General features: G+C 67.2%; 24 protein-coding genes. 11 read left to right on the plus strand and 13 right to left on the minus strand.

Translation table 11 applies throughout. From position 1 onward, the window contains the following. The first annotated feature begins 57 nt into the window (after positions 1-57). Positions 58-1,578, plus strand: a complete 1,521-nt coding sequence (locus BWQ92_RS11035; RefSeq protein WP_076799555.1) for a dihydrolipoamide acetyltransferase family protein — start codon at positions 58-60, stop codon at positions 1,576-1,578. Positions 1,579-1,691: 113 nt separating this feature from the next. Continuing rightward, positions 1,692-2,321 carry a phosphatase PAP2 family protein gene (locus tag BWQ92_RS11040; protein ID WP_076803659.1) on the plus strand — a complete coding sequence of 210 codons (630 nt, stop codon included), beginning with the start codon at positions 1,692-1,694 and terminating at the stop codon, positions 2,319-2,321. A gap of 3 nt (positions 2,322-2,324) precedes the next feature. Here the strand turns inward: BWQ92_RS11040 and BWQ92_RS11045 are convergent, their stop codons facing one another. From BWQ92_RS11045 to BWQ92_RS11055, 3 genes are all read right to left on the minus strand, one after another. Beyond that, complete coding sequence (locus BWQ92_RS11045; RefSeq protein ID WP_083706281.1) at positions 2,325-2,666, minus strand: hypothetical protein; 342 nt, start codon at positions 2,664-2,666, stop codon at positions 2,325-2,327. Between the two features lie 162 nt (positions 2,667-2,828). Beyond that, on the minus strand, positions 2,829-3,260 hold the full coding sequence (locus tag BWQ92_RS11050; protein ID WP_076799556.1) for a universal stress protein: 432 nt from the start codon (positions 3,258-3,260) through the stop codon (positions 2,829-2,831). Positions 3,261-3,317: 57 nt separating this feature from the next. Further along, positions 3,318-4,613 (minus strand): aminotransferase-like domain-containing protein, encoded by a 1,296-nt coding sequence (locus BWQ92_RS11055; RefSeq protein ID WP_076799557.1) that lies wholly within the window; start codon positions 4,611-4,613, stop codon positions 3,318-3,320. Between the two features lie 125 nt (positions 4,614-4,738). Between BWQ92_RS11055 and BWQ92_RS11060 the strand changes: the two genes are divergently transcribed. Continuing rightward, positions 4,739-5,653 (plus strand): isocitrate lyase/PEP mutase family protein, encoded by a 915-nt coding sequence (locus BWQ92_RS11060; RefSeq protein ID WP_083706282.1) that lies wholly within the window; start codon positions 4,739-4,741, stop codon positions 5,651-5,653. Here BWQ92_RS11060 and BWQ92_RS24305 read toward each other — a convergent pair. Then, complete coding sequence (locus tag BWQ92_RS24305; RefSeq protein WP_236783176.1) at positions 5,650-6,579, minus strand: GerMN domain-containing protein; 930 nt, start codon at positions 6,577-6,579, stop codon at positions 5,650-5,652. The two genes, BWQ92_RS11060 and BWQ92_RS24305, sit on opposite strands and share 4 nt — an antisense overlap. A gap of 215 nt (positions 6,580-6,794) precedes the next feature. Next, positions 6,795-7,361, minus strand: a complete 567-nt coding sequence (locus BWQ92_RS11070) for an NAD(P)H-dependent oxidoreductase (RefSeq protein ID WP_076799559.1) — start codon at positions 7,359-7,361, stop codon at positions 6,795-6,797. A gap of 124 nt (positions 7,362-7,485) precedes the next feature. Here BWQ92_RS11070 and BWQ92_RS11075 point away from each other — a divergent pair, with 124 nt between their 5' ends. Next, the gene (locus tag BWQ92_RS11075) at positions 7,486-8,127 is read left to right on the plus strand and encodes a TetR/AcrR family transcriptional regulator (protein ID WP_377958136.1); all 642 of its coding nucleotides are present in this window, start codon (positions 7,486-7,488) and stop codon (positions 8,125-8,127) included. 57 nt (positions 8,128-8,184) lie between these two features. After that, on the plus strand, positions 8,185-9,237 hold the full coding sequence (locus BWQ92_RS11080; RefSeq protein WP_076799560.1) for a Gfo/Idh/MocA family protein: 1,053 nt from the start codon (positions 8,185-8,187) through the stop codon (positions 9,235-9,237). A 131-nt stretch (positions 9,238-9,368) separates the two neighbouring features. On the opposite strand, the gene ald is transcribed toward BWQ92_RS11080, so the two are convergent. Next, a complete protein-coding gene (gene ald / locus BWQ92_RS11085) occupies positions 9,369-10,487 on the minus strand; it encodes an alanine dehydrogenase (RefSeq protein WP_076799561.1) in 1,119 nt (372 codons plus the stop codon). Between the two features lie 235 nt (positions 10,488-10,722). Here ald and BWQ92_RS11090 point away from each other — a divergent pair, with 235 nt between their 5' ends. Beyond that, complete coding sequence (locus BWQ92_RS11090; protein ID WP_076799562.1) at positions 10,723-11,940, plus strand: PucR family transcriptional regulator; 1,218 nt, start codon at positions 10,723-10,725, stop codon at positions 11,938-11,940. A gap of 79 nt (positions 11,941-12,019) precedes the next feature. On the opposite strand, the gene BWQ92_RS11095 is transcribed toward BWQ92_RS11090, so the two are convergent. From BWQ92_RS11095 to BWQ92_RS11110, 4 genes are all read right to left on the minus strand, one after another. Next, positions 12,020-12,295, minus strand: coding sequence for a hypothetical protein (locus tag BWQ92_RS11095; protein WP_083706283.1), 276 nt, complete (start codon positions 12,293-12,295; stop codon positions 12,020-12,022). A gap of 88 nt (positions 12,296-12,383) precedes the next feature. After that, positions 12,384-13,103 carry a cache domain-containing protein gene (locus BWQ92_RS11100; protein ID WP_076799564.1) on the minus strand — a complete coding sequence of 240 codons (720 nt, stop codon included), beginning with the start codon at positions 13,101-13,103 and terminating at the stop codon, positions 12,384-12,386. Between the two features lies 1 nt (position 13,104). Then, positions 13,105-13,872, minus strand: a complete 768-nt coding sequence (locus BWQ92_RS11105) for a FadR/GntR family transcriptional regulator (RefSeq protein ID WP_172804277.1) — start codon at positions 13,870-13,872, stop codon at positions 13,105-13,107. A gap of 92 nt (positions 13,873-13,964) precedes the next feature. Next, a complete protein-coding gene (locus tag BWQ92_RS11110; RefSeq protein WP_076799565.1) occupies positions 13,965-14,393 on the minus strand; it encodes a helix-turn-helix domain-containing protein in 429 nt (142 codons plus the stop codon). A 146-nt stretch (positions 14,394-14,539) separates the two neighbouring features. Here BWQ92_RS11110 and BWQ92_RS11115 point away from each other — a divergent pair, with 146 nt between their 5' ends. Further along, entirely contained in the window at positions 14,540-15,268 is a 729-nt protein-coding gene (locus tag BWQ92_RS11115) for an alpha/beta fold hydrolase (RefSeq protein ID WP_236783177.1), read from the plus strand. A 97-nt stretch (positions 15,269-15,365) separates the two neighbouring features. Here BWQ92_RS11115 and ptsP read toward each other — a convergent pair whose 3' ends face one another. After that, on the minus strand, positions 15,366-17,051 hold the full coding sequence (ptsP, locus tag BWQ92_RS11120; RefSeq protein WP_076799567.1) for a phosphoenolpyruvate--protein phosphotransferase: 1,686 nt from the start codon (positions 17,049-17,051) through the stop codon (positions 15,366-15,368). 159 nt (positions 17,052-17,210) lie between these two features. Between ptsP and BWQ92_RS11125 the strand changes: the two genes are divergently transcribed. The 3 genes from BWQ92_RS11125 to BWQ92_RS11135 are packed head-to-tail and all read left to right on the plus strand — an operon-like array spanning position 17,211 to position 21,174. Next, complete coding sequence (locus tag BWQ92_RS11125) at positions 17,211-17,939, plus strand: TetR/AcrR family transcriptional regulator (RefSeq protein ID WP_076799568.1); 729 nt, start codon at positions 17,211-17,213, stop codon at positions 17,937-17,939. 53 nt (positions 17,940-17,992) lie between these two features. Further along, positions 17,993-20,011, plus strand: a complete 2,019-nt coding sequence (locus BWQ92_RS11130) for a PTS mannitol transporter subunit IICBA (RefSeq protein WP_076799569.1) — start codon at positions 17,993-17,995, stop codon at positions 20,009-20,011. Beyond that, positions 20,011-21,174 (plus strand): mannitol-1-phosphate 5-dehydrogenase, encoded by a 1,164-nt coding sequence (locus BWQ92_RS11135; protein WP_076799570.1) that lies wholly within the window; start codon positions 20,011-20,013, stop codon positions 21,172-21,174. The genes BWQ92_RS11130 and BWQ92_RS11135 overlap by 1 nt, the downstream gene beginning before the upstream one ends. A gap of 307 nt (positions 21,175-21,481) precedes the next feature. Here BWQ92_RS11135 and BWQ92_RS11140 read toward each other — a convergent pair whose 3' ends face one another. Continuing rightward, on the minus strand, positions 21,482-22,354 hold the full coding sequence (locus BWQ92_RS11140; protein ID WP_076799571.1) for an SDR family oxidoreductase: 873 nt from the start codon (positions 22,352-22,354) through the stop codon (positions 21,482-21,484). A 96-nt stretch (positions 22,355-22,450) separates the two neighbouring features. On the opposite strand from BWQ92_RS11140, the gene BWQ92_RS11145 reads away from it, so the two are divergent. Then, on the plus strand, positions 22,451-22,825 hold the full coding sequence (locus BWQ92_RS11145; protein ID WP_076799572.1) for a winged helix-turn-helix transcriptional regulator: 375 nt from the start codon (positions 22,451-22,453) through the stop codon (positions 22,823-22,825). Positions 22,826-22,946: 121 nt separating this feature from the next. Here BWQ92_RS11145 and BWQ92_RS11150 read toward each other — a convergent pair whose 3' ends face one another. Then, positions 22,947-24,383 (minus strand): sugar porter family MFS transporter, encoded by a 1,437-nt coding sequence (locus BWQ92_RS11150; protein WP_076799573.1) that lies wholly within the window; start codon positions 24,381-24,383, stop codon positions 22,947-22,949. Positions 24,384-24,514: the final 131 nt, after the last annotated feature.

Below are 24,514 nucleotides of genomic sequence, written 5' to 3' on the forward strand. Positions count from 1 at the left end.
GCCCACAAAAGCCTCCGCATCTCCCGGAGGGCCCGAGCTTTCGAATCCGAGGATCCCATGACGCTTAACAAGTTCAACCTCCCCGACGTCGGTGAGGGCCTGACCGAGGCGGAGATCGTTTCGTGGAAGGTCAAGCCCGGCGACGAGGTGGCCATCAACGACGTCCTGTGCGAGATCGAAACGGCCAAGTCCCTGGTGGAACTGCCGTCTCCCTTTGCCGGGACCGTCACCGAGCTGCTGGTCCCGGAAGGTGCGACCGTCGACGTCGGAACTGCCATCATCAGCGTTTCTGACACGATGCACGGTGACCCCACGCCAGCCGACGCTCCTTTGCCGGCGGTCCAGGCCGATGAGTCTGCGCCGATGTACGGAAAGCTCCCGGCCGACGGCGGAGCTGCCGCCGGCGGCCTTGCCGCCGGACCGCTGGTGGGTTCCGGTCCGAAGGCCGACGCCGTGAAGCGGCGCCCGCGCCTGACGCGGACAGCGATTCCGGCAGACACAATGCACGGTGCTCCGGAGGTCGAACCTGTCCAGCCCCGGTCCGCCGAGGAAGTGCTCTCGGACGGTCCGGCCAGCGCCGGGCCGGTGACGGGGCATGCCGTGACGCGGCGGCCGGAGTGGACTCCCGCCATCGAGGCCGGGAAGCCGACCCTCGGCGGGGCCATCTCCGGACTCATGAACAGGGTGCTGGCCAAGCCGCCGGTGCGCAAGATTGCCCGTGACTTGGGCATCGACCTTGCCGACGTCGTGGCCACGGGCGCGCGCGGCGAGGTGACGCGCGAGGACCTGGTCAGCTACCAGGCCCAGCGTGATGCGGAGGTGGACAAGGCCGACACCTTCTGGGGAACTTCAGGCCGTCCGCAGGAGCAGCGGATCGAGCGGATCCCGGTTAAGGGCGTCCGCAAGGCCACCGCGAAGGCCATGGTGGAGTCGGCATTCTCCGCGCCGCACGTGAGCATCTTCGTGGATGTGGATGCCAGCCGCACCATGGAATTCGTCAAGCGGCTCAAGGCTTCGCGGGACTTTGAGGGCATCAAGGTCTCCCCGCTGCTCATCCTGGCGAAGGCAGTCATCTGGGCGGCGGCCCGGAACCCCAGCGTCAACGCCACCTGGGTGGACAACGCGGACGGCAGCGACTCCGCCGAAATCCACATCAAGCACTTCATGAACCTGGGCATCGCCGCGGCCACCCCCCGCGGGCTGATGGTCCCGAACATCAAGAACGCCCAGGACCTGTCCCTCAAGGAACTGGCGCTGGCCCTCAACGAGCTCGCCACCACCGCACGTGCCGGCAAGACCCAGCCCGCGCAGATGCAGGGCGGCACCCTGACCATCACCAACATCGGCGCCCTCGGCATCGATACCGGTACCCCGATCATCAATCCGGGCGAAGTGGCCATCGTGGCGTTCGGCACCATCAAGCAAAAGCCGTGGGTCCTGGACGGCGAGGTCATTCCGCGCTGGATCACCACGCTCGGCGGATCCTTTGACCACCGCGTCGTGGACGGCGACCTCTCAGCCCGCTTCATGGCCGACGTCGCCGCCATCCTGGAAGAGCCGGCACTGCTGCTCGACTAGCCCGCCAGGCCGCCCGCCCTGCCCGACTGCACGGCCTGCTCGACGGAAGGGGGCCCGGCGGGGTACCCTCCGGGAAAAGGGGGATGGACCGGACAGGCAGGGACGGGGTTCCCATGGACGAGGATCGCGGGATCGTCAGCATCCGAGTGAAGAACCGCGTGGCCAGGGTCATCACGGAGGCCCTTCAGCCGCCCATCACTGTGGGGCTGCTGCTGCTCCTCAGCCCGGCAATGGAACCAGGCTATCCGGGCACCGTCTGGTTCGGCGCGGTGGCGGTGCTGTTTGTATGCGTGCTGCCGCTGGCCGCCGTCGTTCTCCTGGTCCGGCTGGGCAAGGTGACGGACCACCACGTCAGTGACCGCAGGCAACGGGCTCCGGTGCTGGCCATGTCGGTGGTGTCACTGCTGGCGGGGCTGGCCGTGCTCCTTGCCATCAACGCCCCCTACAGCGTCATCGTGGTGGTGCTCGCGATCGTGGGCGGCGTGGTGGTTCTCGCCGTCATCAGCCTGTTCTGGAAAATCAGCGGGCATGCCGGTGCCATCGCACTGACAACGGTCATCTCGGTGCTGATCCTGGGCGTCCAGTGGCTGCCGTTGCTGCTGCTGGTTCCCGCCGTCGCCTGGTCCCGGGTGGTGCTGCGCGCCCATACGGTGGCGCAGGTTGTTGCCGGTGCCGTGGTGGGCGGCGGTGTCACCGCCGGGCTCTGGTGGCTGCTGCGCGAGCTTCTGGTCCGGCTCGGCTGAGGCTTAGTAGGCGGCGTAGGAGTTGGCCAGCAGCTGGGCCATGGCCGGATCGGTGGACAGGCCGGCCATGCTCACCGCTGCGGCCAGCATGACGCCACATACGGCAGCGATGCCGGTGCTCACGAGCGTGAGGAACTTCCAGTCCTCGCGCACGACGCTCTTCAGCGTCTCCGGCAGCTGCAGATCGGGGGAGATGACGTTGGGGGCGCTGTCCACGGTGCCATCGTCGAGGAGGGCGATGACGCGGCCGGCAGAGCGGTCCACGCGCATGGCGCTGATGTGGTTGCCGTGGCGGGCGAGGAGGATGTCGTGGCCGACGAGGTGGCGCCGCTGGAGTGTAAGCACAGTATTCCCCTGAAAGGTAGTTTTTGGGTTGTCCGCACCATCGGGGGCACCTCCAATTTTATCTTTCGAGGCATGCCGGATTGCCGGAAAACGGGGTGAGACTGCCCACCCGCCCGGGTGATCCGCGTCAAATCAGGCTGTACTGTGCCGGGCTGGCTCCGGTTAATCCGCTCCGTAGGTGTTTGCGATGTAGACGTCGCAGGAGGCACTGTGGGCGACGCTGTTGGCCACACTGCCCAGCACGCGTCCCAAGCCCTGCATGCGGCGGTTTCCCACCACGATCATCTTCGCCTCGAGGCGGTCCGCCTCCCTGACCAGGGCCTCGGCCGGCTTGCCCCGCGCCGCGGCGTACGTGATGTTCAGCCCGCCGCCGGCCAGGCCGGCCGCCACATCCCGGGCCACCTTTTCGGCTTCCCCGGCGTCTGACACGATCCATTTGTCACTGCCGCTGCCGAAGACCTCGGTCCGGTCGGTGTCGAACGCGGACACGACGTGGAGCCGGGCGTCCAACGCTGCGGCCAAATCCCGCGCCACTTCCGCCGCCTTGTGGGCGGTCGCGCTTCCGTCAACACCCACGATGATGGTTCCCGCCATGGCGATTCTCCTTTGAATACCGTGAATAAGGCTTGCTGGTCCGTTCGCTGCTCCAGTTTAGGCCAGCGCGTCTATGGCCTCCTGCAGCACCGGTGCCAGGCGCCGTACACCCTCGGTAATGGCCTCCGGCGGAACCGCGCTGAACGCCAGGCGGAGCTTGTTGGACGGCTCATCCGAGTGCGTGAAGGCGGCGCCGGGAATGAAGACGACGCCGGCATCGATCGCTTTTTGGAGCAGGGGATAGGTGTCCACGCCCTCGGGCAGCGTCACCCACACGAAGAACCCGCCCTGCGGCCTGGTCCAGCTCAGCCCCTCCGGCATGTGCTCCTCCAGCGCCGCCAGCATTGCGTGGCAGCGCTCCGCATACAGCCCGCGGTACGTCTCGATCTGGCCCTTCCAGTCGTAGTCCCGAAGGTAGGCCGAGACGAGCATCTGGTTCAGCGTCGGCGGGCAGAGCGTCACCGCTTCGGAGGCCAGGTAGTAGCGCCGCTGCAGGTGGGCCGGAACCAGGGCCCAGCCGATGCGCAGGCCCGGGGCAAAGATCTTGGAGAACGAGCCCATGTAGATGACGTCGTCGGGGTTGCCTGCCCGCAGCGGTGCCAGCGGCTCGCCGTCGAACCTCAGCAGGCCGTACGGGTTGTCCTCAAGCACCAGGATGTTGGCACGGCGGCAGATGTCCACGATCTGCTGCCGGCGCTCCTTTGCCAGTGTGATGCCTGACGGGTTGTTGAAGTTGGGGATGGTGTAGAGGAACTTGATGTTTTTCCCGGCGGTCTGGAGCGCCGCAATCCTGGCCTCGAGAAGCTCAGGCACCAGGCCGTCGTCGTCCATGGGAACGGCCTCCACCTGGACCTGGTAGGCCTCGAACGTGTTCAGCGCCCCCACGTAAGTGGGTTCCTCTACGAGGACCACGTCGCCGGGGTTGCAGAACACCTTGGTGGCCACGTCCTGCGCGGACTGCGAGCCGGCGGTGATCACCACGTTCTCCGGCCTGGCGTCCAGGATGCCCTCCGCGGCCATGACTTCGCAGATCTGCGTTCGCAGTTCCTCCGTGCCCTGGCCGCCGCCATACTGAAGAGCCGTGAGGCCGTCCTCGGCGATGATCCGGGAGGCTGTGCGGGCGAGCCTGTCGAGGGGCAGGGACTGCAGGTAGGGGCTGCCGCCGGCCAGCGACACCAGGCCCGGCCGCATGGAGATGTCGAAAACGTCCCGGACCGCCGACTGCTTGATGTTCGCGGCGCGCTCGGAGAAGAGTTCGTCGTGGCGGTGGGCTGATGTCGCGGCCCGCTCGATGGCGTCAATGGCTTCGGCGGGGAGGACGGCTGCGGCGGCGTCGAGTGTCTCGTGGGTCACAGTCCCAGAGTACAGCCTTTGGTTGCTGGTTAGGCAACAGCTGTTGACGAAAGAATGTGCTGGTTTTCCAGGCTGGGACCCGCCCACGGCTTTACCTCCGACGCCACAAGGCATGGAATGGAGCCATGACGTCACCCGAGCCCTCACCCGCAATGTCAGAGCCAGCAGGATCGCAGTCTGCAGCGTCGCAGTCTGCCGCATCGCAGTCCGCCAGGGCGGACGCCTTCCGCAGCATGCACGAGGGCGGCGCCGTTCCCCTGGTGCTCGTGAATGTGTGGGATGCGGCATCGGCGCGCCTGGTGGAGAAGGCGGGCGCGCGGGCCATTGCCACCTCGAGTTCGGCCATCTCCTGGAGCCTCGGGTTCCCTGACGGCAGCCACATGCCGCCGGGCCTGGCATTCGACGTGCTCCGCAGGATTGCCGCGGCCACGGGCGTCCCGGTAACGGCCGACATCGAATCCGGGTATGCGGGCTCGGACGGCAGCTTCGACGACGGCCGGCTCCGGCAGACCGTGGCGGCTGTGCTCGAGGCCGGCGCGGTGGGAGTGAACCTCGAAGACTCGGGCGGTGTCCGCCTCACGGCCATCGGCGAGCAGGCCCGCCGCATCCGTCTCGTCCGCAGCATCGCGGCGGACTCCGGCGTCCACCTTTTCATCAATGCCCGGACGGACACGTACCTTTCCGGGCAGTTCGGGGATTCCGCCTTCGACGAGACCCTGGCGCGGGCCGAGGGTTATCTTGCCGCGGGGGCCGACGGCATTTTCGTTCCCGGCGTGACGGATCTGCACGTCCTGCATGAACTCAGCCGGCGGATACCTGCGCCGGTGAATGCCCTCGCAGGCGTCGGTTCGGCGTCGGTGGGCGAACTGCACGACGCCGGTGTGCGGCGGGTCAGCATCGGCGGCAATGCGGCCAAAGCGGCATATGCTACGGTCTCCCGCGTGGCGGCCGAAGTCCTGGGCGACGGCAACTGGTCGGAACTTGCCGGGGCACCGAGCCACGCCGACATGGATGCCCTGTTCACCCGGCAGGACGGCTAACGGAGGCCAAGAACTTCTGCCAGCGGCACGCCGCTGACATAGATCTCCGCCCGGACGGCCCCCACGGCCGTGACGGCCGTATGGGTGAGCTGCGCTTCGATCCGCGGCAGATCGCAGACGCCGCCGGGCTGGACCGCGCCAGTCAGGTTCACCACCACAGTGGTGCCGTCGAGGTAGCCGGAGACGTACTGGAGCGAGGACGCTGACAGCGCGTTGTACAGCCCGCTCGCCGGCGGTGCGTCCGGACCGGACAGCAGCCTGCTCATGGCGGCCTGCAGCGGCTCGCTGATGGAGGAGTCCGCGTTGCGGACCGCCACCAGGCTGTCATTGCAGCCGAAGCGCACGCCGGACCTCCCGCCGTCATCGATCGCCACGTAGTAGACAGCAGTGCCTGTTCCAGTCCCCGGCGACGTGGAACCGGGCAGCGCAGAACCCGGTGCTGTAGAACCCGGTGCTGTGGAACCCGGCGCTGTGGGGCCGGCGGAAGCCGGGCCGGCTGCGGCACCGGAAGCAGGAGCCGGCTGCTGTCCGGCTTCGCCCGGCAGCTGTGCCTGCGGGTCGGGGATGCCGAGGCCGCCGGACGGAGGCCCGCCCGGCCCTGATCCACCGGCGGCGGGGGCGCCGGCCGTCTGGCCGCCGGGGTCCGATCCTCCGGGGACTGCCGACGCCGTGCCGGTGGGAGGAACGGCTTCAGAAACCCCTGCCACCGTTCCCTCGCCTTTGGTGCCGGAACCGGAAGCCAGGCCGGAGCCCGCGCCGGGCAGGCTGGCCGGAGGCGCCGGGCGCGGTTCGGGTGCCGCCGCAGGGGAGCGCCCGGCGTCGTACACGTTCTGGGAGGGGGCACAGGAGGCGAGCCACAGGGGGAGTGTCAGGCAGAAGGCGGCAACCGCCGTAGTCAGCGGTCTGACTCCCCAGCTTGACTTCATGACTGCACCGCACTCCCTGCCCCGGCACGCCCCGTACCTCAACGTTACGGCGGGGCGCCGGGCCGGGGAACGCTGCCCGGGTGTCAGTTTGGCCGCAGCTCAGTCACGGATTGGTTGCAGCTGCCGTGGCTGCCCTGCACCGTGCCCGGAAACGCCGCACGCCCCGGGCCTCCAGTGCAGCGGAAGGCCGGGGCGTGCGGAAGGGAAGGCGCTGCTTAGGCGGCTGCGCCGGCAGGCTCGACGGCGGCAAGGGCATCGAAGAGGCCCTTGATCTGCTCGACAACCTCGGCGTCGTCCTTCGGGTGGGTTTCCGCGAAGCGGACCATGGAGCCGGGGACGGCGAGCTTGGCGTCCTCCAAAACGCGGGCGCCGGCAATGCCGACGGCCTTGCGGGCCTCGTCCTGGGCCCAGACGCCGCCAAACTGGCCGAAGGCGGTACCGACGACGGCCGTGGGCTTTCCGGCGAGGGCGCCGGCGCCGAACGGGCGGGACAGCCAGTCGATGGCGTTCTTCAGCGAGGCGGGCATGGTGCCGTTGTGCTCAGGGGTGACCAGCAGCAAAGCGTCGGCCTGGCCGGCTGCCTCGCGCAGGGCGGTGGCGGCGGCGGGGACCTGGCCTTCGACGTCGATGTCCTCGTTGTAGAACGGGATGTTGCCCAGGCTCTCGTGGATCACAATCTCGATGTGTTCGGGGGCGTTCAGCTGGATGGCTTCGGCAAGCTTGCGGTTGTGGGAGTCGGCGCGGAGGCTTCCCACCAGTGCGAGTACGGTGCTCTTGGACATGTGAACTCCTTGGGTCCTGCCGCGGAACGCTCCGCGGCGAGTGGTTCTTGGAGGCGTTTGGTGCCTTCACCCAGACTAAACGGACTACGGTCCGGATACTATTCCCGGGTCTAGAATATTTTTTGTGAGCCTCATCCCAATCCGTTCCGGATCCGCGCCTGGTGCCGGGTCCGCGCCGGGATCTTCTGCCTCCGGGGCGGAACGCAGCGATGCTGCCCGCAACCGGGAGCTGCTCCTGTGTGCTGCCCGGCAGCTCGTGGAGGAATGCGGGGCCGACGGCCTGACCATGGACAAGCTGGCGGAGCGGGCAGGCGTGGGCAAGGGAACTGTGTTCCGCCGCTTCGGCAACCGGGCCGGGCTCATGATGACCCTGCTCAGCGACGCTGAGGCCGAATTCCAGGGCCGCTTCATGTTCGGACCGCCGCCCCTGGGGCCCGGAGCGCCGCCGCTGGAACGGCTGATCGCCTTCGGCGCCGAACGCATCCGCTACGTCATGGAGTACGGCGAGCTGGCGAGAGCGGCTGAAGCATCCCTGCACAACAGGTTCGAGGCCCCGCCGGCAGTGCTGTGGCACCGGCACATCGAGTACCTGTTGCGTTCGGCGGGCTTTGACGCGGACCCGTGGCTGATGGCCATGTCCCTCAGCGCCACCTTGGAACCGGAACGGCTCCTGCACGCTGTCCGCGGCCAGCATGTTTCACCCGAGCGGCTGGCAGAGTCCTGGCGCGAGCTGGTTACCCGCATCCTGCGAAGCGCGGAAGGCTGAATACCTGATAGCCGAATCCGGCTGAAGCAGGACCGGTCCAGGGGGTAGCGTGGCAGCATGAGCACCGAATCCTCCGCCCCCATCCGCACGGCTGTCGTGGGCTTCGGCCTGTCCGGCCGGGTTTTCCATGCCCCGCTGATCGCCACGAACCCCAGCTATTCGCTGGAAGTCATCGCCACCTCGAACACCGGCCGGCAGGCGTCTGCCCTTGAGCATTACCCGGGTGTGAAAACAGTGCCCGACGCCGAGGCCGTCCTTGCGCTGGCCGCCGACCTTGATCTGGTGGTGCTGGGGACTCCGCCGGCCACTCACTACCCGCTGGCCAAGGCCGCGCTCGAGGCCGGCCTCGACGTCGTCGTGGACAAGCCGTTCGCCGTCACCAGCGGCCAGGGGCAGGAGCTGATCGCGCTCGCGGAGCGTCTGGGGCGGGTCCTGACGGTGTTCCAGAACCGCCGCTGGGACGGGGACTACCTCACCGTCAAAGCCCTGCTCGACGGCGGCGTGCTGGGGGAGGTCATCCGGTTCGAATCACGCTTTGAACGGTGGTCGCCCGAGGTTTCCAAGGCGTGGAAGGCGGAGGCCACGGCGGCCGACGGCGGCGGCGTCCTGTTCGACCTCGGCACCCACCTCCTGGACCAGGCCCTGCAGCTCTTCGGCCCGGCCACGGTGGTCCATGCCGAGCTCCAGGCCCGGCGTCCGGGTGAAAAGACGGATGACGACTGCTTCGTGGTCCTGCGGCATGAGAGCGGTGTGCTCAGCCACCACTGGATGAACATGCTCTGCGCCCAGCAGGGGCCGCGCTACCGGGTCCTCGGTTCAAGCGGCGGCTACACCAAGCACGGCGTGGACCCGCAGGAGCCGTACATCGTGGCCGGCGGGAGCCCGCTGGATGCGGAGTACGGCGTGGAGGCCGCCGAATGGGCCGGGCAGCTGGGCCGCGACGGGCACCTCGACCGGCTGCCGACCGAACGGGGGAATTACCCCGAGTTCTACCGGATCCTCGCAGCCAAGATTTCCGACGGCGGCGCCGCTTCCTCCTTGCCGCTGCCGGTGGACCCGGCCGGCCCCGTCGAAGTCCTGAAACTGATCGAGCAGGCCAGGTCGCTTTAAACACCCATCGGCTGCTCCCCACCGGCCCCCTCGCCTCGCAAGCTCGGCCAGGGAACCCTGCCGATGTGGGCCCAATCTGCCGTATTGGAGGTCCAAAAGGGCAGGTACGGAGCAGCCGATGGTGCCGGAGCTTACGCGGAGACCAGTTCGTGCCAGTCCGCCACGAGGGGCAGGTTGTGCGCCTCAGAGACGGAGTGGTGTGCCACGTGGCCTGCGGCGATGTTCAGGCCGGCGGCGAGAGCGGGGTCCTTCTCGAAGGCTGCCTTGACGCCGAGGTTTGCCAGGGCCACACCGTAGCGAAGCGTGACGTTGGTCAGCGCGTAGGTGGAGGTGTTCGGGACGGCGCCGGGCATGTTGGCCACGCAGTAGAAGATCGTGTTGTGGACCTTGTAGGTGGGTTCCTGGTGCGTGGTGGGGTGGGTGTCCTCGAAGCAGCCGCCCTGGTCCACGGCGATGTCCACGAGCACCGAGCCCGGCTTCATCCGGGCCACGAGTTCGTTGGTCACCAGCTTGGGGGCCTTGGCGCCGGGGATCAGGACGGAGCCGATCACGAGGTCGGCGTCCACCACGGACTTCTCGATCTCGTACTTGTTGGAGGCCACGGTCTTCAGGCGGCCCTGGTACTGGGCGTCCAGTTCGCGCAGCCGGTTGATGTTGATGTCCAGGATGGTGACGTCGGCGCCGAGGCCCAGCGCCATGGCGGCGGCGTTGGTTCCCGCTACGCCTGCGCCCAGCACAACGACCTTGGCGGGACGGACACCCGGAACGCCGCCGAGCAGAACACCCTTGCCGCCGGCAGGCGCCATGAGGGAGGTCGCACCCACCTGGACGGACAGCCGGCCGGCCACCTCGGACATGGGTGCGAGCAGCGGCAGCGTGCGGCCTTCCTGGACGGTCTCGTAGGCGATGGCGGTGACGCCGGAGTTGATGAGCTCCTGGGTCAGCTCGGGCTCGGCGGCCAGGTGCAGGTAGGTGAAGAGGATCAGGCCCTTGCGGAAGCGGTGGTATTCGGCCTTGATGGGTTCCTTGACCTTCATCACCATGTCCGCGCGGGACCAGACCTCGTCGGCGTCGGCGATGATTTCGGCGCCCGCGATGGCGTATTCCTCGTCGGTGATGCCGGAACCCAGGCCCGCGCCGCGCTCCACCAGGACCGAGTGGCCGTGCGTGCGGAATTCGTGAACGCCGGCGGCGGTGATGGCGACGCGGAATTCGTTGTTCTTGATCTCTTTGGGGATACCGATGATCATTTTTTGGGCTCCAGATTCGATGGCTGCAAAGGCCGGAATGTGTGCGGGAAGTTGTGATTCCAGAATAGATCCCGCTGTGAGGCGCACTACAGGAACCGGATGCCCCGCCCTGAGTTCAACCGCGGATTTCCGGGGTTTTCAAACACGCTGGCTCGACGATTGTCGATCCCCGGGGCGTCAGGTGTCGCCTGATGTCCGTTCGCCCGGAGGCTGCTGCGCGACGTAGTCTTTCACCATGCAGCAGGATGTGGAGCAGCTCGTGGAGCGGGTGGCCCTTAAGTTGGGCCGGGGGCTTTCCCTTGAGGACCTTGACGGCGTTTTGCTCGCCTACAGCTCCAACCAGTCGCACGCGGACAGGGTCCGGGTGAACTTCCTGCTCAGCAAACGCGTGCCGTTGGACGTCAAGAACTGGCAGCTCTCCCACGGCATCGCCACCGCGGTGCGGCCGGTGGTGGTGCCCGCGAACGAGGAACTGGGAATGCTCGGGCGCGTGTGCGTCCCGCTTCTGGTGCGTGGATTCCGGGTGGGTTATCTGTGGGTGCAGCAGGACCTGGAGGAACAAAGCGCGACGGCGATTCTCGCCGAACTGCCGGGCGTCCGGGATGAGCTGGACCTGCTTTCCGGACTCCTGCTGGATTCCAACACTGCGGAATCCGAGTTCCGCCGGAACCGCGAACGGGAGTTCCTGGCAGCCTGCGCCGGGGAATCGAATGCGGTTGCCGCGGTGGCGGGCTGGAAGGAAGTGCAGGACCGTGGGCCCTGGCAGCTGGTGACGGTACTCGACGCCGACGGCTGGAGGGCGGGTCCGGACCCGATCGCCTCGACGCTCATCCACCGGGCCGCGGCGCTGCAGGCGACTATCGGCGTGGATGCCGCACTGTTCAGCGCCGGCGCGGAAACCCATTCGGTGGTCCTCTTCCGGGAGTCAACCGGGCGCGCCAGCCAGGCGCAGGTCCTGGTGCACTACCAGCTTGAGCTGGCCAAGCGTTCCGGCAGGTCCGTGGAGCGGATCATTCTCGGGACCAGCGAGGGTTTCACCCGGACCAAGGAGCTGGCGGAAGCCTACCGGCAGTCCAGGATTGCTGCCCAGGCTGCTGCCGTTGACCCGCGGCTCGGTGAGCTGGTGGATTGCCGGGCCACGGGGATTTACCAGCTGCTGGCATCGGCAGGCGGCGGGGCGGGGGTCTGGAGCGACGCCGGTTCCGTGAACTTCCAAGCCCTTGAGGACCACGACCGGAACGGGGAGCTGCTGCCCGTGCTGGAACTGCTCTACGACAATGACGGCTCCGTCCAGGACGTCGCGGAAAAACTCCACCTGCACCGGAGCAGCATCTACAACCGCCTGGGCCGGATCCGTCAGCTGCTGGGCGTGGATCCGCTCAAGGGAATGGTTCGGCTTGAACTGCACGCCGCCCTGAAGGCGCGGCGATGGGCGGCAAGGCCAAGGATCTGACGCCAGGGAGACGGTGGGTGGGCCCACGCTGGCGAGGGACCCGGCCGTGGGCCCACGCTGGCGAGGGACCCGGTGGGGACTAGGCGGCGTTGCCTTCGCCGCCGGGCAACTGCTCGGAAGGACGCTCGCCGGCCCGGTCCCGCGTGGCGCCGTCGGGAAGCTGTTGCGGCAGGCCCGGAAGCTGCGTCCGGGACTTGGCGACGCGGCTCTGGACCCACAGGGAAACTGCCACGAAGACCACGCAGCTGGATGTGAAAATTGCGGTGTTGCTCAGGCCCATGACCATTCCGAGGACAGCCGCCACACCCATAGCGGCGATGCCCGCCACGATGTGCAACCCCCTGAATCTCACCACGAATAAAGAGTAACCCCGCCTGCCAGCCGGAACCCCCGGTTCCGGGCGATCGTTGCTTGATCCTTATCACCGCGTCATCTTGAAGCGGCTAGTCCCGGAGGGTAATCAGCTTCCAGGGCAGGCGTGCGGGGTCAGCGGGGGAGACGTCAACAGAAATGTCGGCCCGCGCCATGTCCTCTTCGAGGAACAGGGTTCCCGTGGCGATGCGTGCATTGTTGGACGCGATGACCCGCCCGTTGGGTCCGAGCAGGACAACCACCGGTTCCCTGAGCTGAAGGGCGCGGAGGAAGACTCCCTCAAGATTCGCCAGGGTCAGGTCGCACCCAAGGATCTGCGTTCCCTGTGCAGTGGGCGCGGGAACGCAGAGCGTGATGATGCTGACGTTGATGCCGCCGAAGTCAACGTACGGCCCCACGGCTACGGGGTGTCCGCTGGCGGTCGGGATGGTGAACCACTCACGCGTGGTGTAGTCGTAGTAGTTCAGCGAGTCCGGGTTGAGGTCATGGGTGACGAAACGCGGTTCGCCGGTGCGTTGGGTCCGCCACCATTCCAGCCAGTGGGTTGTTTCCTGGAGGCTCCCCGGCGCGTAGGCGATTCCGGCCCCGATGATGAGATCCGAGTGCTGCTTGATGAAATTAGCCAGCTCCTGCTTCAGGAACAGGAATTCGCTGCGCCGCGGAACGCCTGGCGCGGCGGCGGCCGCGGCGGTGACGGAGCCGGCGATCTTCTCCAGATCGACGAAGACGCGGCTGATGCTGGAGGAGAGCACGGCGGCCGTCCGCTCAAGGGCTTCTTCTACAGTCTCCACGTCATGCACCTTCTTCGGGCCGCATCTTCAACCTCAGATGCTGCTCTATCAAGTATTCGGTCTCGTTGCGGCTGTGCCGTTCGGCGGCACTGGCGGCCGCGTCACCGTCCCGCGCCCTGATGGCTGCCACAATGGCGGCGTGGTCCGCCACGGACGTGGCGTCGTTGCCTGACTCGCCGGAGTGTCCCCACCACAGGGTCATCAGTTCGGCTTCAAGTTGCAGGGCAACAGAGGTCAGCTTGCTCGACTGGGCGGCGATGCTGACGGCGACGTGGAACCGGCTGTCCATGCGGCGCCGCGCTCGCGCATCTTCGGCGTCCCGGTGGCGTTTCGCCAGGTCTTCGAGGTGCTCGACGTTTTGGGGGTCGGCGCGGCTGGCGGCCAGGCGTGCCGACATTGACGAGATGGCAGCGCCCAGGTCCCCGAGGTCCCTCAGGGTTTCGGTGCTGGTATCCCGGAGCTTGTCCTGAAGCTGGGAGTCGGTGAATTCGATCTGGCGGCGGATCACACTGCCGCCGCTGCGTCCCCGGCTGGTTTCGATCAGGCCCTTGGTCCGTAGGGCGGCGAGGGACTGCCGGAGGGTGATCGGGGAGATGCCCAGTTCGGCGGCCAGCACAGACTCCGTGGGCAGCCTGTCACCTTCGGTCAGGATGCCCATCAGAATGGCGGTTTCGATCTGGTAGGAGACCTGGTCCGCCCTGCCCAGCCCCTCGGGCTCGCTGCCGCGAAGCAGCAGGAGCAGGTCAAGCGCGGAGGTTGAAATTCCCACACTTGCCATTCCAGGGCCTCCTCCCGCCACTTTCCCGATTACCTTCAATCTTTGCACGTTTAACGGTTTGGACCACGAACCCGGGTAAAGCGCTACTTTCCGTGCCCGCCGCCGGAGGTCCCGCCGTCGGAAGTTTCCGCATGCTCAGCCGCCTGCTTCTTTTTCTGCCCTTCCAGCCACGCCATGATGGCGGCCAGCCTGATGCGGCGGTGGGTGCCGCGGTATTCCACGGGTATCTCGCCCCGGTCCGTCATGTTCCGCAGGTACGTGTGGGAGATGCCGGCCAGTTCGGCTGCCTGTGAGGTGGTGAGCATTTCCTCCACGCTGCTGACAGTCACCGCTTCACCGCGGCTGAACCTGGCCAGAAGGTCGACGACGGCGTCCCTCGCCTGGGGCGGGAGGCGGTGGACGGTACCGTCCACGAACACGGTGATGTCGGTGCCGCCGTCGAGAGCGCGCTGCAGCACCAGCGCATCCTCGGCGGGAAGGGCGGGCGCCACCCTGGGAGCAATCAGAGCCATGGCAGAAGCCTAACTGCTGTCACAGCCGGGCCGGTTATGGCGTGAACCGAATGTGCCGCCGCGCCGGATATGCTCTGCGGATGAGACTTGGCGAGGGAGTTGCTGTAACAGCGAACGGCCTGACGGGCCGGCTGTACTCTTCGAACGTGGCTTCGGCTGGTGGCCGCCCGGCCTTTGTGCTGCTCCACGGCATTGGCGTCTCGCACCGTTATCTGGCCCGGCTGCACCTTGAACTCGCCAAGAGTGCCGCGGTCTATTCCTTCGACCTGCCGGGCTTCGGCGGTACACCCCGTCCCGGGCATCAGGTGACCGTCGGCGAGTATGCGGCCTTCGTGGCGGCGGTCCTCTCGCAGCGGGGCGTGGAGTCCTGCATCGTGGTGGGACATTCCATGGGGGTCCAGTTTGCGGTGGAACTGGCGCTTCAGGCGCCCGGGCTGGTGACCCGGACAGTGCTCATGGGCCCCGTGGTGGATCCCGCGCGCAGGAGTGCGGCCTGGCACGCGCTGGCGCTCACCCGGGACGCCCTGTTCAGTGAGCCGCCGTCCACCAATGCCGTCGTTTTCACTGACTACTTCCGGGCCGGATTCCGGTGGTACATGACCGAACTTCCCGTGATGATGGAGTACCCGCTCGACGTCCGGGTGCGGGGCGTGGCACAGCCGGTGCTCGTGCTCCGCGGGGGCAGGGATCCGATCGCCCGGCGTCCGTGGTGTCAATTCCTCGCCGCGAACGCACCGGACGGTGCCTTTGCCGAGGTGCACGGGTGCGGGCACGTTGTCCAGGAGACCGCCACCGAAGATGTTGCCCGGATCATCCGGGGCTGGTCAGGCACTGCAGCCGAGGGCTCCGCGGCAGCCGGCGGCGCCGTGACTTAAACGCCGGCGTGAAGGCGTGAAAGCCTGAAATGCCGGCAGATGCCCCGGAATTCCGGGGCACCTGCCCGCATTCGATCCCTATCCTGCTGGGCGGGAACTACAGTCCGAGTTCCTCCAGGACGGGCAGCTTCTCCCGGACCCAGGCCCGGGCCTCGACGGCACTCGGCGCGGACAGGGCCAGCTTGGCCAGCTCCTGGGCCTCAGCCAGCGTGACGGTCTTCAGCACGGCGGCCACCGCCGCCAGTGAGCGGGCGGTCATGGACAGTGTGGTGACCCCCAGGCCGGTCAGGACGACGGCGAGGGCGGGATCCGCCGCGGCCTCGCCGCAGACGCCCACCGGCTTGTTGTGTCCCTCGGCCCTGGAGCCCTCAACGGTCAGGCCCACCAAGCGCAGCACGGCCGGCTGCCACGGCGTGTTCAGCCCGGCGAGGGGACCCAGCTGGCGGTCGGCGGCCATGGCGTACTGGGTGAGGTCGTTGGTTCCCAGGCTGGCGAACGCGACTTCGCGCAGGATGGTGTCGGCGGTGAGGGCGGCGGACGGAACCTCCACCATCACACCCGGCGTCTTGATGCCGGCCTCGGCACACATGGTGGCGAAGCGGGCGGCTTCCTCTGCCGTCGAAATCATCGGGGCCATGACCCACACGTCAGCCTCCGACTCCGCCTCGGCCTTCGCGATCGCCTCCAGCTGCCGGTCCAGGACGCCCGGAGTGGTGAAGTCGGTGCGGTAGCCGCGCACGCCCAGGGCCGGGTTGGGTTCGGTGGAGTCGGTGAGGAACGGAAGCGGCTTGTCTGCGCCGGCGTCCAGGGTGCGGAGCACCACCTTCTTGCCGGGGAAGGCGTCGAACACGCCCTTGTAGGCGGCGGCCTGTTCCTCAACGGTGGGCTCGGTGTCCCGTTCCAGGAAGCAGAACTCGGTGCGGAACAGGCCCACGCCCTGGGCGCCGAGCTTGGCCGCAGCCTGGGCGTCCTTGGCACCGCCGACGTTGGCGAGGAGGGGCACCAGGTGGCCGTCCGCCGTCGAGCCCGTACCGCTGAATTCGGCGAGCAGGGACGCAGTGGCGGCCCATGCCTCCGCGGCCGCACGCAGCGACCCGTCCGGGTTCGCCGTGATGGAACCGGCGGCGCCGTCAACGTAAACCTCAGTGCCGTCGGGGAGCTCGTCCACGCCGACGGCGGCCACGACGGCGGGCAGGCCGAGTGAGCGGGCGATGATGGCGGTGTGCGACTGCGGACCGCCGCCGGCGGTCACGAGTGCGAGGACCTTGTTGGGATCGAGGGTGGCGGTGTCTGCCGGGGCCAGGTCCTCGGCCACCAGGATGAAGGGTTCGTTCGACGACGGGATGCCTGGGGCGGGGACGCCGCGCAGTTCGGCAACGATGCGGGCGCGGACATCCAGGATGTCGGTGGCGCGTTCGGCCATGTAGCCGCCGAGGTTGTGCAGCATCTCCGAAACCGAGGAACCCGATTCCCAGATGGCGCGCTGCGGTGAGGTCCCCCGGGCGATCAGCTTCGCGGCGCCCTTGATCAGCATGGTGTCCTTGGCCATCAGTGCCGTGGCTTCCAGGACGGCCTTGCCATCACCGGTGGCGTGGTCCGCGCGGGCCCGCAGCTCATCATGGACGGCACCCGCTGCAGCCTTGAGCGCTGCCGTTGCCTCTTCGGGTGTGGTCCCGGCAGCCAGCTGTTCGCCGGCCGGAGGTTCGCTGATGGGCTTGGGCATCTGGCGGATCGTTCCGATGATGCGGCCGGGGCTGACGCCTACTCCTGGGAAGTTCTGCACTGAAGGTCCTCATTCTCTGCCGGTAGCCAGGCCCGCCCGTGTCTGCCCGGGGAGCCCGGAAGTTCGGAACGGCTGCGTCCGATGCTGCTTTGCGGTGCCTGAAAAAATTGTATGTGATTCAGTTCATATAGCGTTGCTATAGGTGCTAGGGTAGCGGTTATGAGTTTCGATGGCCAGCTTCCGCCCAAAATGAGGCTGTTGCGTGCGGCAGCCGAACTGCTGGCCAAATCCGCGGGGGCCGCTGTTTCCACCCGCCAGATCACGCAGCTGGCGGGCGTTACGGCGCCCACCCTCTATCACCACTTCGGTGACAAGGAGGGCCTGTTTGACGCAGTTGTCGCCGCGGGCTTCGAAGAGTATGTGGCGGGCGAGAGGGACTTCGCCCCGTCCGGACAGCCGCTGGTGGACATCCGGCGGATGTGGGACAACCACGTGCAGTTCGGGCTCAAGCAGCCCGAACTCTATCTGGTCATGTTCGGTAACATCCGCCCCGAGAGCCGCCCGGCCATCGTCGCCGACGCGGAGGGTCTCCTGGAGGAAATGCTGAATAAGGCCGCTGCGGCCGGACAGCTGAACGTCCAGCCACGGGAAGCAGCCAGGAGCATCCTGGCGGCCAACGTGGGCGTGACGCTCATGCTGATCGCAGAACCGGCCGTGGAGCGGAACCTGGAGCTGTCCACGATGACCCGGGACGCCATGATCTTTGCGGTGTCCAGGGACCAGGGGCGGGATGCGGGACCGGAGGACTCCGGAAAGTCATCAGTGGTGGTGGCTGCCATTGCGCTGAATGCGGCGCTGCAGGCATCCCACTCGGACCAGCTCACCAGCTCGGAACTCAAGCTTTTCCTCGAATGGCTCCACCGGATCTCCACCAGTTCCACCAGCTAGTCGAAACTATCGGACCATCCTGCGGTGCCGCAGGGACCACGTTAGGAATTCACATGGCAACAGAGACAGTTGCAAAACCCAAAACCAGCGCGCGGGTGCATGTCCAGAAATTCGGGACTTTCCTGTCCGGGATGATCATGCCCAACATTGGCGCCTTTATCGCCTGGGGCCTCATCACCGCGCTCTTCATTGAGAAGGGATACATCCCGGTTCCGGAACTCGGTGGCTTCGGCACCAATGCGGCCGGGGAGCCCAACGTGGGCCTTGTTGGCCCCATGATCACCTACCTGTTGCCCCTCCTGATCGGCTACACCGGCGGCAAGATGGTCCATGATGTCCGGGGCGGCGTCGTCGGTGCCATCGGCACCATGGGTGTGATCGTGGGCGCCGGCATTCCGATGTTCATCGGCGCCATGATCATGGGCCCGCTGGGCGGCTGGACCATGAAGAAGCTCGACGCGATCTGGCACGGCAAGATCCGCCCGGGCTTCGAGATGCTGGTGAACAACTTCTCTGCCGGCATCTGGGGCGCCCTGCTGGCCCTGCTTGGCTTCTACGGCATCTCGCCGCTGGTCAGCGCCTTCAGCACGGCTGCCGGAAACGTGGTTCAGTTCCTGGTGAACAACGGGTTGCTGCCTCTGACCTCCATCTTCATCGAGCCTGCCAAGGTCCTGTTCCTCAATAACGCCATCAACCACGGCGTGCTGACCCCGCTGGGCATCCAGCAGTCGCTGGATCAGGGCAAGTCCATCCTGTTCCTGCTCGAGGCCAACCCGGGCCCGGGCCTTGGGCTGCTGCTCGCCTACATGTTCTTCGGCCGCGGCGCGGCCAAGGCCTCGGCTCCCGGCGCTGCCATCATCCACTTCCTGGGCGGCATCCACGAGATCTACTTCCCGTACGTGCTGATGCGCCCGCTGCTGATCCTCGCCACGATCGCTGGCGGCATGACGGGCATCGCCACGCTGGCAGTCACAGGCGCCGGCCTTGTTGCCCCGTCCGCCCCCGGTTCCATCATTGCCGTGCTCGCCCAGACCTCCCGCGACAGCTACTTCGGCGTCATCCTGTCGGTCGTGCTGGCCACCACGGTCTCCTTCCTCGTCGCCTCCGTGATCCTGAAGACCACGCGCCACAGTGACGAGGACGATCTCACCGCGGCCACCAGCCGCATGGAGTCGATGAAGGGCAAGAAGAGTTCCGTTGCCTCCAACCTTACCGGGGCTGCGGCCGGCGGCGGCGTGGGCGTTCTGGCCGGCCCGATCAAGAACATTGTGTTCGCGTGCGACGCCGGCATGGGCTCCAGTGCCATGGGCGCCTCCGTGCTGCGCAACAAGATCAAGGCTGCCGGATTCCCGGAGGTCAATGTCACCAACGCGTCCATTGCCAACCTCAATGACACCTACGACGTTGTGGTCACCCACCAGGACCTGACCGAGCGGGCCAAGCCGGCAACATCCAGTGCCGTCCACGTTTCGGTGGACAACTTCATGAACAGCCCGCGTTACGACGAGATCGTCGAGATGGTCCAGCGCAGCAATGCAGAAGGCGCGGAAGCTCCCGCCACCGGCACGGCGGGCACCGCCGCTCCGGCTGCAGCCACCACAACCGAAACCGCCGCTGCCCCCGAAACTGCTGCGGCGGTTTCGGACATCCTGGTGCCGGAGAGCGTGGTCCTGACCGGCTCCGCCTCCACCCGGGACGCCGCGATCGACGAGGCGGGCCGGCTGCTCCTGGAGCGCGGTGCCGTGGACGAGGACTACATCCGCGCCATGCACGAGCGCGAGGAGTCCGTCAGCACCTACATGGGCAGCTTCCTGGCCATCCCGCACGGCACCAACGCCGCCAAGGACCACATCCGTAAGTCTGCAGTCTCGGTGGTCCGCTACCCCGACGGCATCGACTGGAACGGCAAGCAGGTCAAGTTCGTGGTGGGCGTGGCCGGTGTCAACAACGAGCACCTGCACATCCTGTCCTCAATCGCGAAGGTCTTCACCAACAAGGCACAGGTGGCGCAGCTTGAGGCGGCGACGACTGTGGACGAAGTCCTGGAGCTGTTCGGAAAGGTCAACGCATAGTGAAGGCTGTACATTTTGGGGCCGGCAACATCGGCCGCGGGTTCGTCGGGCTGCTGCTGCACGATGCCGGGTATGAGGTGGTGTTCGCCGACGTCGCGGATGCCCTGATCGCCCAGCTCGCCGAGGCGGACAGCTACAGCGTGCACGAGGTGGGGGAGAACCCCGCCACCCGCACGGTGGACAACTTCCGGGCGGTGAACTCCGGCACCCAGGAGGCACAGCTCATCGAGGAAATCGCGACGGCGGACATCGTTACCACGGCGGTGGGTCCGCACATCCTGAAGTTCGTGGCCCCCGCGATCGCCAAGGGAATTGCCGCCCGCGCGGCGGGGCTGGCGCCGCTGCAGGTGATGGCCTGCGAGAACGCCATCAATGCCACGGATATCCTTCGCGAGTCGATCGTCTCGTCCTGGGACGAGGCGGCCGGATCGCTGGGGGACTCGGCCGTGTTCGCCAACACGGCCGTGGACCGCATCGTGCCCAACCAGGAGCCAGGGCAGGGCCTGGACGTCACGGTGGAGACGTTTTACGAGTGGGTCATCGACCGCACGCCGTTCGGCGGTGCTGCTCCGGTGATTCCGGGCGCCACCTTCGTGGATCAGCTCGGGCCATACATCGAGCGCAAGCTGTTCACGGTGAACACGGGGCACGCGTCCGCGGCGTACTTCGGCTTCGAGGCCGGGCTGGAGAAGATCTCCGACGCCATGGCGGACGAGGACGTTGCCGCGGACGTCCGTTCCGTGCTCGACGAGACCAAGCAGCTGCTCGTGTCCAAGCACGGCTTCAGCTACGACGAGCAGGAAGCCTACGTCCAGAAGATCCTGGCCCGCTTCACCAACCCGCATCTGCCGGACACCGTGCACCGCGTGGGCCGTGCTCCGCTGCGCAAGCTCAGCCGGCACGAACGCTTCATCGGCCCCGCCGCGGAACTGGCTGAACGCGGAATTGTCCCCGAGGCGCTGCTCGGGGCCATCGCGGCCGCCCTCCGGTTCAATGACCCCGCCGATGCCGAGGCCGTCGAACTGGGCCAGATCCTGTCTTCGTCCGAGCCGGCCGCCGCCACCGAGCGCATCACCGGGCTGGCGCCGGACCACCCGCTCTTCGCCGCAGTCTGCGGGCTCGTCGAGGAGCGCAAAGCGGAGGACGTCACGGCCCCGGCCTAGGCACCGGCCGCGGGCTGTCTCCCGGCTGCACACCGGAACTGGATGAAACGGCGACGCCGGAACTCAAAGCGAGTTCCGGCGTCGCGCGTTTAAACCGTGCCCTTGTAACCGTGCCTTACGGGACGCTCTATCACGTTCTGCCGCTTTTTTCGGGACCCTCTCTCAGATCCTGCGGCGTTTTTCCCGACGCTCGCGCACGTCCTGTCCACGGCCGGCCAATCCGCTCTGGCAAGTGAGAGGGGGTCGGGAGTAACCCTGCAGGATGTGAGAGGGCGTCGGGAGTAACCCTGCAGGATGTGAAGGAGGGTCAGCTTGCCTGGAGGCTCTTGGCGGCTGCCTGGACGGCCTCGCGCAGCGGTGTGGTGGGGCGGCCGAGCAGGGCACTGAGATCGCCGGTGGTGACCAGGAGATCGCCGCGTGCGATGCCAAGGTCGCTGTCCGCAAGGATGGCTGCATACGCCTCCGGCAGTCCGGCTTCCACCAGGACGTCGGTGTACTGCTCTGCGGGCAGGTTCCGGTACGTCACGTCCTGCCCGGATGCTGCACTGACTTCCCCGGCCAGCTCACTGAGGGTGAAGGCCTCGTCGCCGCCCAGCTCGTAAACCTTGCCGGCCTCGCCGTCCCGGAGCAGTACCGCTGCGGCCGCTGCCGCGTAGTCGGCCCGGGCCGCCGCGCTCACCCGACCGTCGCCGGCGCTGCCCAGAACGGCGCCATGCTGGAGCTGAACCGGAAGCTGGCCGGTGTAGTTCTCCAGGTACCAGCCGTTGCGTAGCAGGACGAACGGGACCCCGGAGTCGCGGAGGATCTCCTCGGTGGCGAGGTGCTCGGCGGCCAGCTGCATGGCCGTGGTGTCCGCGTTGGCAATGCTGGTGTAGGCGATCAGCCCGACGCCGGCTTCCTTGGCCGCTTCTACCGCGTTCCGGTGCTGCTCCACGCGCTGGCCTACTTCGCTGCCTGAGACCAGCAGGACCTTGTCCGCGCCCGCGAACGCCTGGCGCAGCGAGTCCGGCTGGCTGTAGTCGATGCTGCGGACCTGGACGCCGCGTTCGCCGAGGTCAGCGATCCTGTCGGTGCTCCGGCCTGCGGCCACAATCTGCTCCGCGGGAACCCCGCTGTCCAGCAGTGCTTCGACAACAAGGCGGCCGAGCTGGCCGGTGGCTCCGGTGATGACGATGGTCATGATGGTCCTTTCTGAGGTGACTGTCAGTGGTGCCAACCGCACTGCTTCCCGATTACTTCCCAAAAGAGAGTACGCACTTTGAGGTAAGGTACTGGCATGAAGGTAAGTCCCCCGGTCGACGCGTTTCCCTCCGCCGGCGGCATCTTCCCCGCGGGATGCCCCAGCCGGACGGTGCTGGACCACGTCACCAGCAAGTGGGGTGTGCTGATCCTCGTGGCCCTGTCCGAAGGTCCCCAGCGCTGGAGTGAACTCCGGCGCCGGGCCCAGGGCATCAGCGAGAAGATGCTGGCCCAGACGCTGAAGACACTCGAGGCAGACGGGTTTGTCCGCCGGGCTGCCCAGCCGGTCATCCCTCCCCGGGTGGACTACAGCCTGACCGGCCGCGGCGAGGAGCTCGCCGCCCTGCTGCTGCCGCTCGTGTCCTGGGTGGCCGAACACGCCGAGGAGATCGTGAACCGCCCCCGCTGCTAGCAGGCCATGCAGCGGTGGGGGGAAACCTGCGCCGGAAACAAAAGACGCCCAGGTTTCCCGGACACGGTCCGCAGGGAAACATGGGCGTCTTCCGTTTCATGCCGGGGGAGCCAAGAGCCGGTCAGACCTTGACGGACCCCTTCGGAACAAACAGGGTCTCAGCCTGTTCCAGCGACATGCCGTTCGTCTCCGGCACCTTGTACATGACGAAGAAGAACGAGGCCGCCGCGAAGAGCGCGTACATGGCGTACGTCAGCGGCAGCGAGCCTGCGGCCATCACGGGGAAGCTCAGCGTGATGGCGAAGTTGGCGATCCACTGGGCAGCGGCGGCCAGGCCCAGGGCGCGGGCTCGGATCCGGGCCGGGAAGATCTCGCCCAGCAGCACCCACACCAGCGGTCCCCAGGAGGCGCCGAAGCTGATCACGAACACATTGGCGGCAACGAGGGCGACAGGTCCCCAGGCGCCGGGCAGCGTGATGTCGGAGCCCGTGCCCGTGGCCGAGGCGAAGGCCAGGGCCATGGCACCGAGGGAAACGGCCATGCCAACCGAGCCGGCCAGCAGGATGGGACGGCGGCCGATCCTGTCCACGAGGGCGATGGCCACGAGCGTGACCAGGATGTTGGTGACGGACGTGGCCACCGAGATGGCCAGCGAATCCTTCTCCTGGAAGCCCACGGCCTTCCAGAGCGTCGTGGAGTAGTAGAAGATCACGTTGATGCCCACAAACTGCTGCAGGACGGAGAGGGTAATGCCGATCCAGACTACCGCCTGCAGGCCGAACGACTTGCCGCGGAGGGATCCCTTCAGGCCGGCGAGCTGGTCCTCCTCGATTGCCTCGCGGATTTCACGCAGGTGGCGGTCCGTGTCCTCGTCCGGGGCGATGGAGTCGAAGACCTTCCGGGCCAGGTCCTCCTTGCCCTGGACCACCAGGAAGCGGGGGGACTCAGGCAGCGTGTAGGAGATCACGCCGTAGAGCACGGCCGGAACAGCGGCGGCCAGGAACATCCAGCGCCAGGCCTCGATGCCCAGCCAGAATGCCTGGTGTGCTCCGCCCGCAGACGTCGCGAACAGGGCGTCGGACAGCAGAGCGGCGAAGATACCCGTGGTGATGGCCAGCTGCTGCAGCGACGCGAGCCGGCCGCGGACGTGCCGCGGTGAAATTTCGGAGATGTAGGCCGGCGCGATCACCGAGGCCAGACCGATGCCGAGCCCACCCACGAGGCGCCAGAAAATGAGGTCCCAGACGCTGAAGGCGAAGCCGGTTCCGAGGGCGCTGACGAAGAACAGCAGTGCCCCCAGCTTCATGGCGGGGATGCGGCCGTAGCGGTCAGCCACCTTGCCGGCCAGGTAGGCGCCGGCCGCACAGCCGAGCAGCGCCACGGCCACGGCGAAACCGGTGACGGCCTCGCTCAGGGCGAATTCGTCCTTCATGGCATCCACGGCGCCGTTGACCACGGAGGAGTCGAAGCCGAACAGGAAGCCGCCCACAGCGCCGGCAAGCGCCAGCCAGATCACCCGCTTGGGAATCCTGGCGGTTGTTTGCTTGTCGGTGGACATAGTTCTCCCTTGGTTTGGGGGTTGGTGGATGCGGTGCAAACGTCGTCGGCTGCGGAAACCGGCCCTGTCGGCCGGCGCACACGCGCCTAACAGTGTGCCACCTCACGGCGCGCTGATCCACTTCGGAACGC

Origin of the sequence: Arthrobacter sp. QXT-31, assembly GCF_001969265.1 — a bacterium.
Lineage (GTDB): Bacteria > Actinomycetota > Actinomycetes > Actinomycetales > Micrococcaceae > Arthrobacter.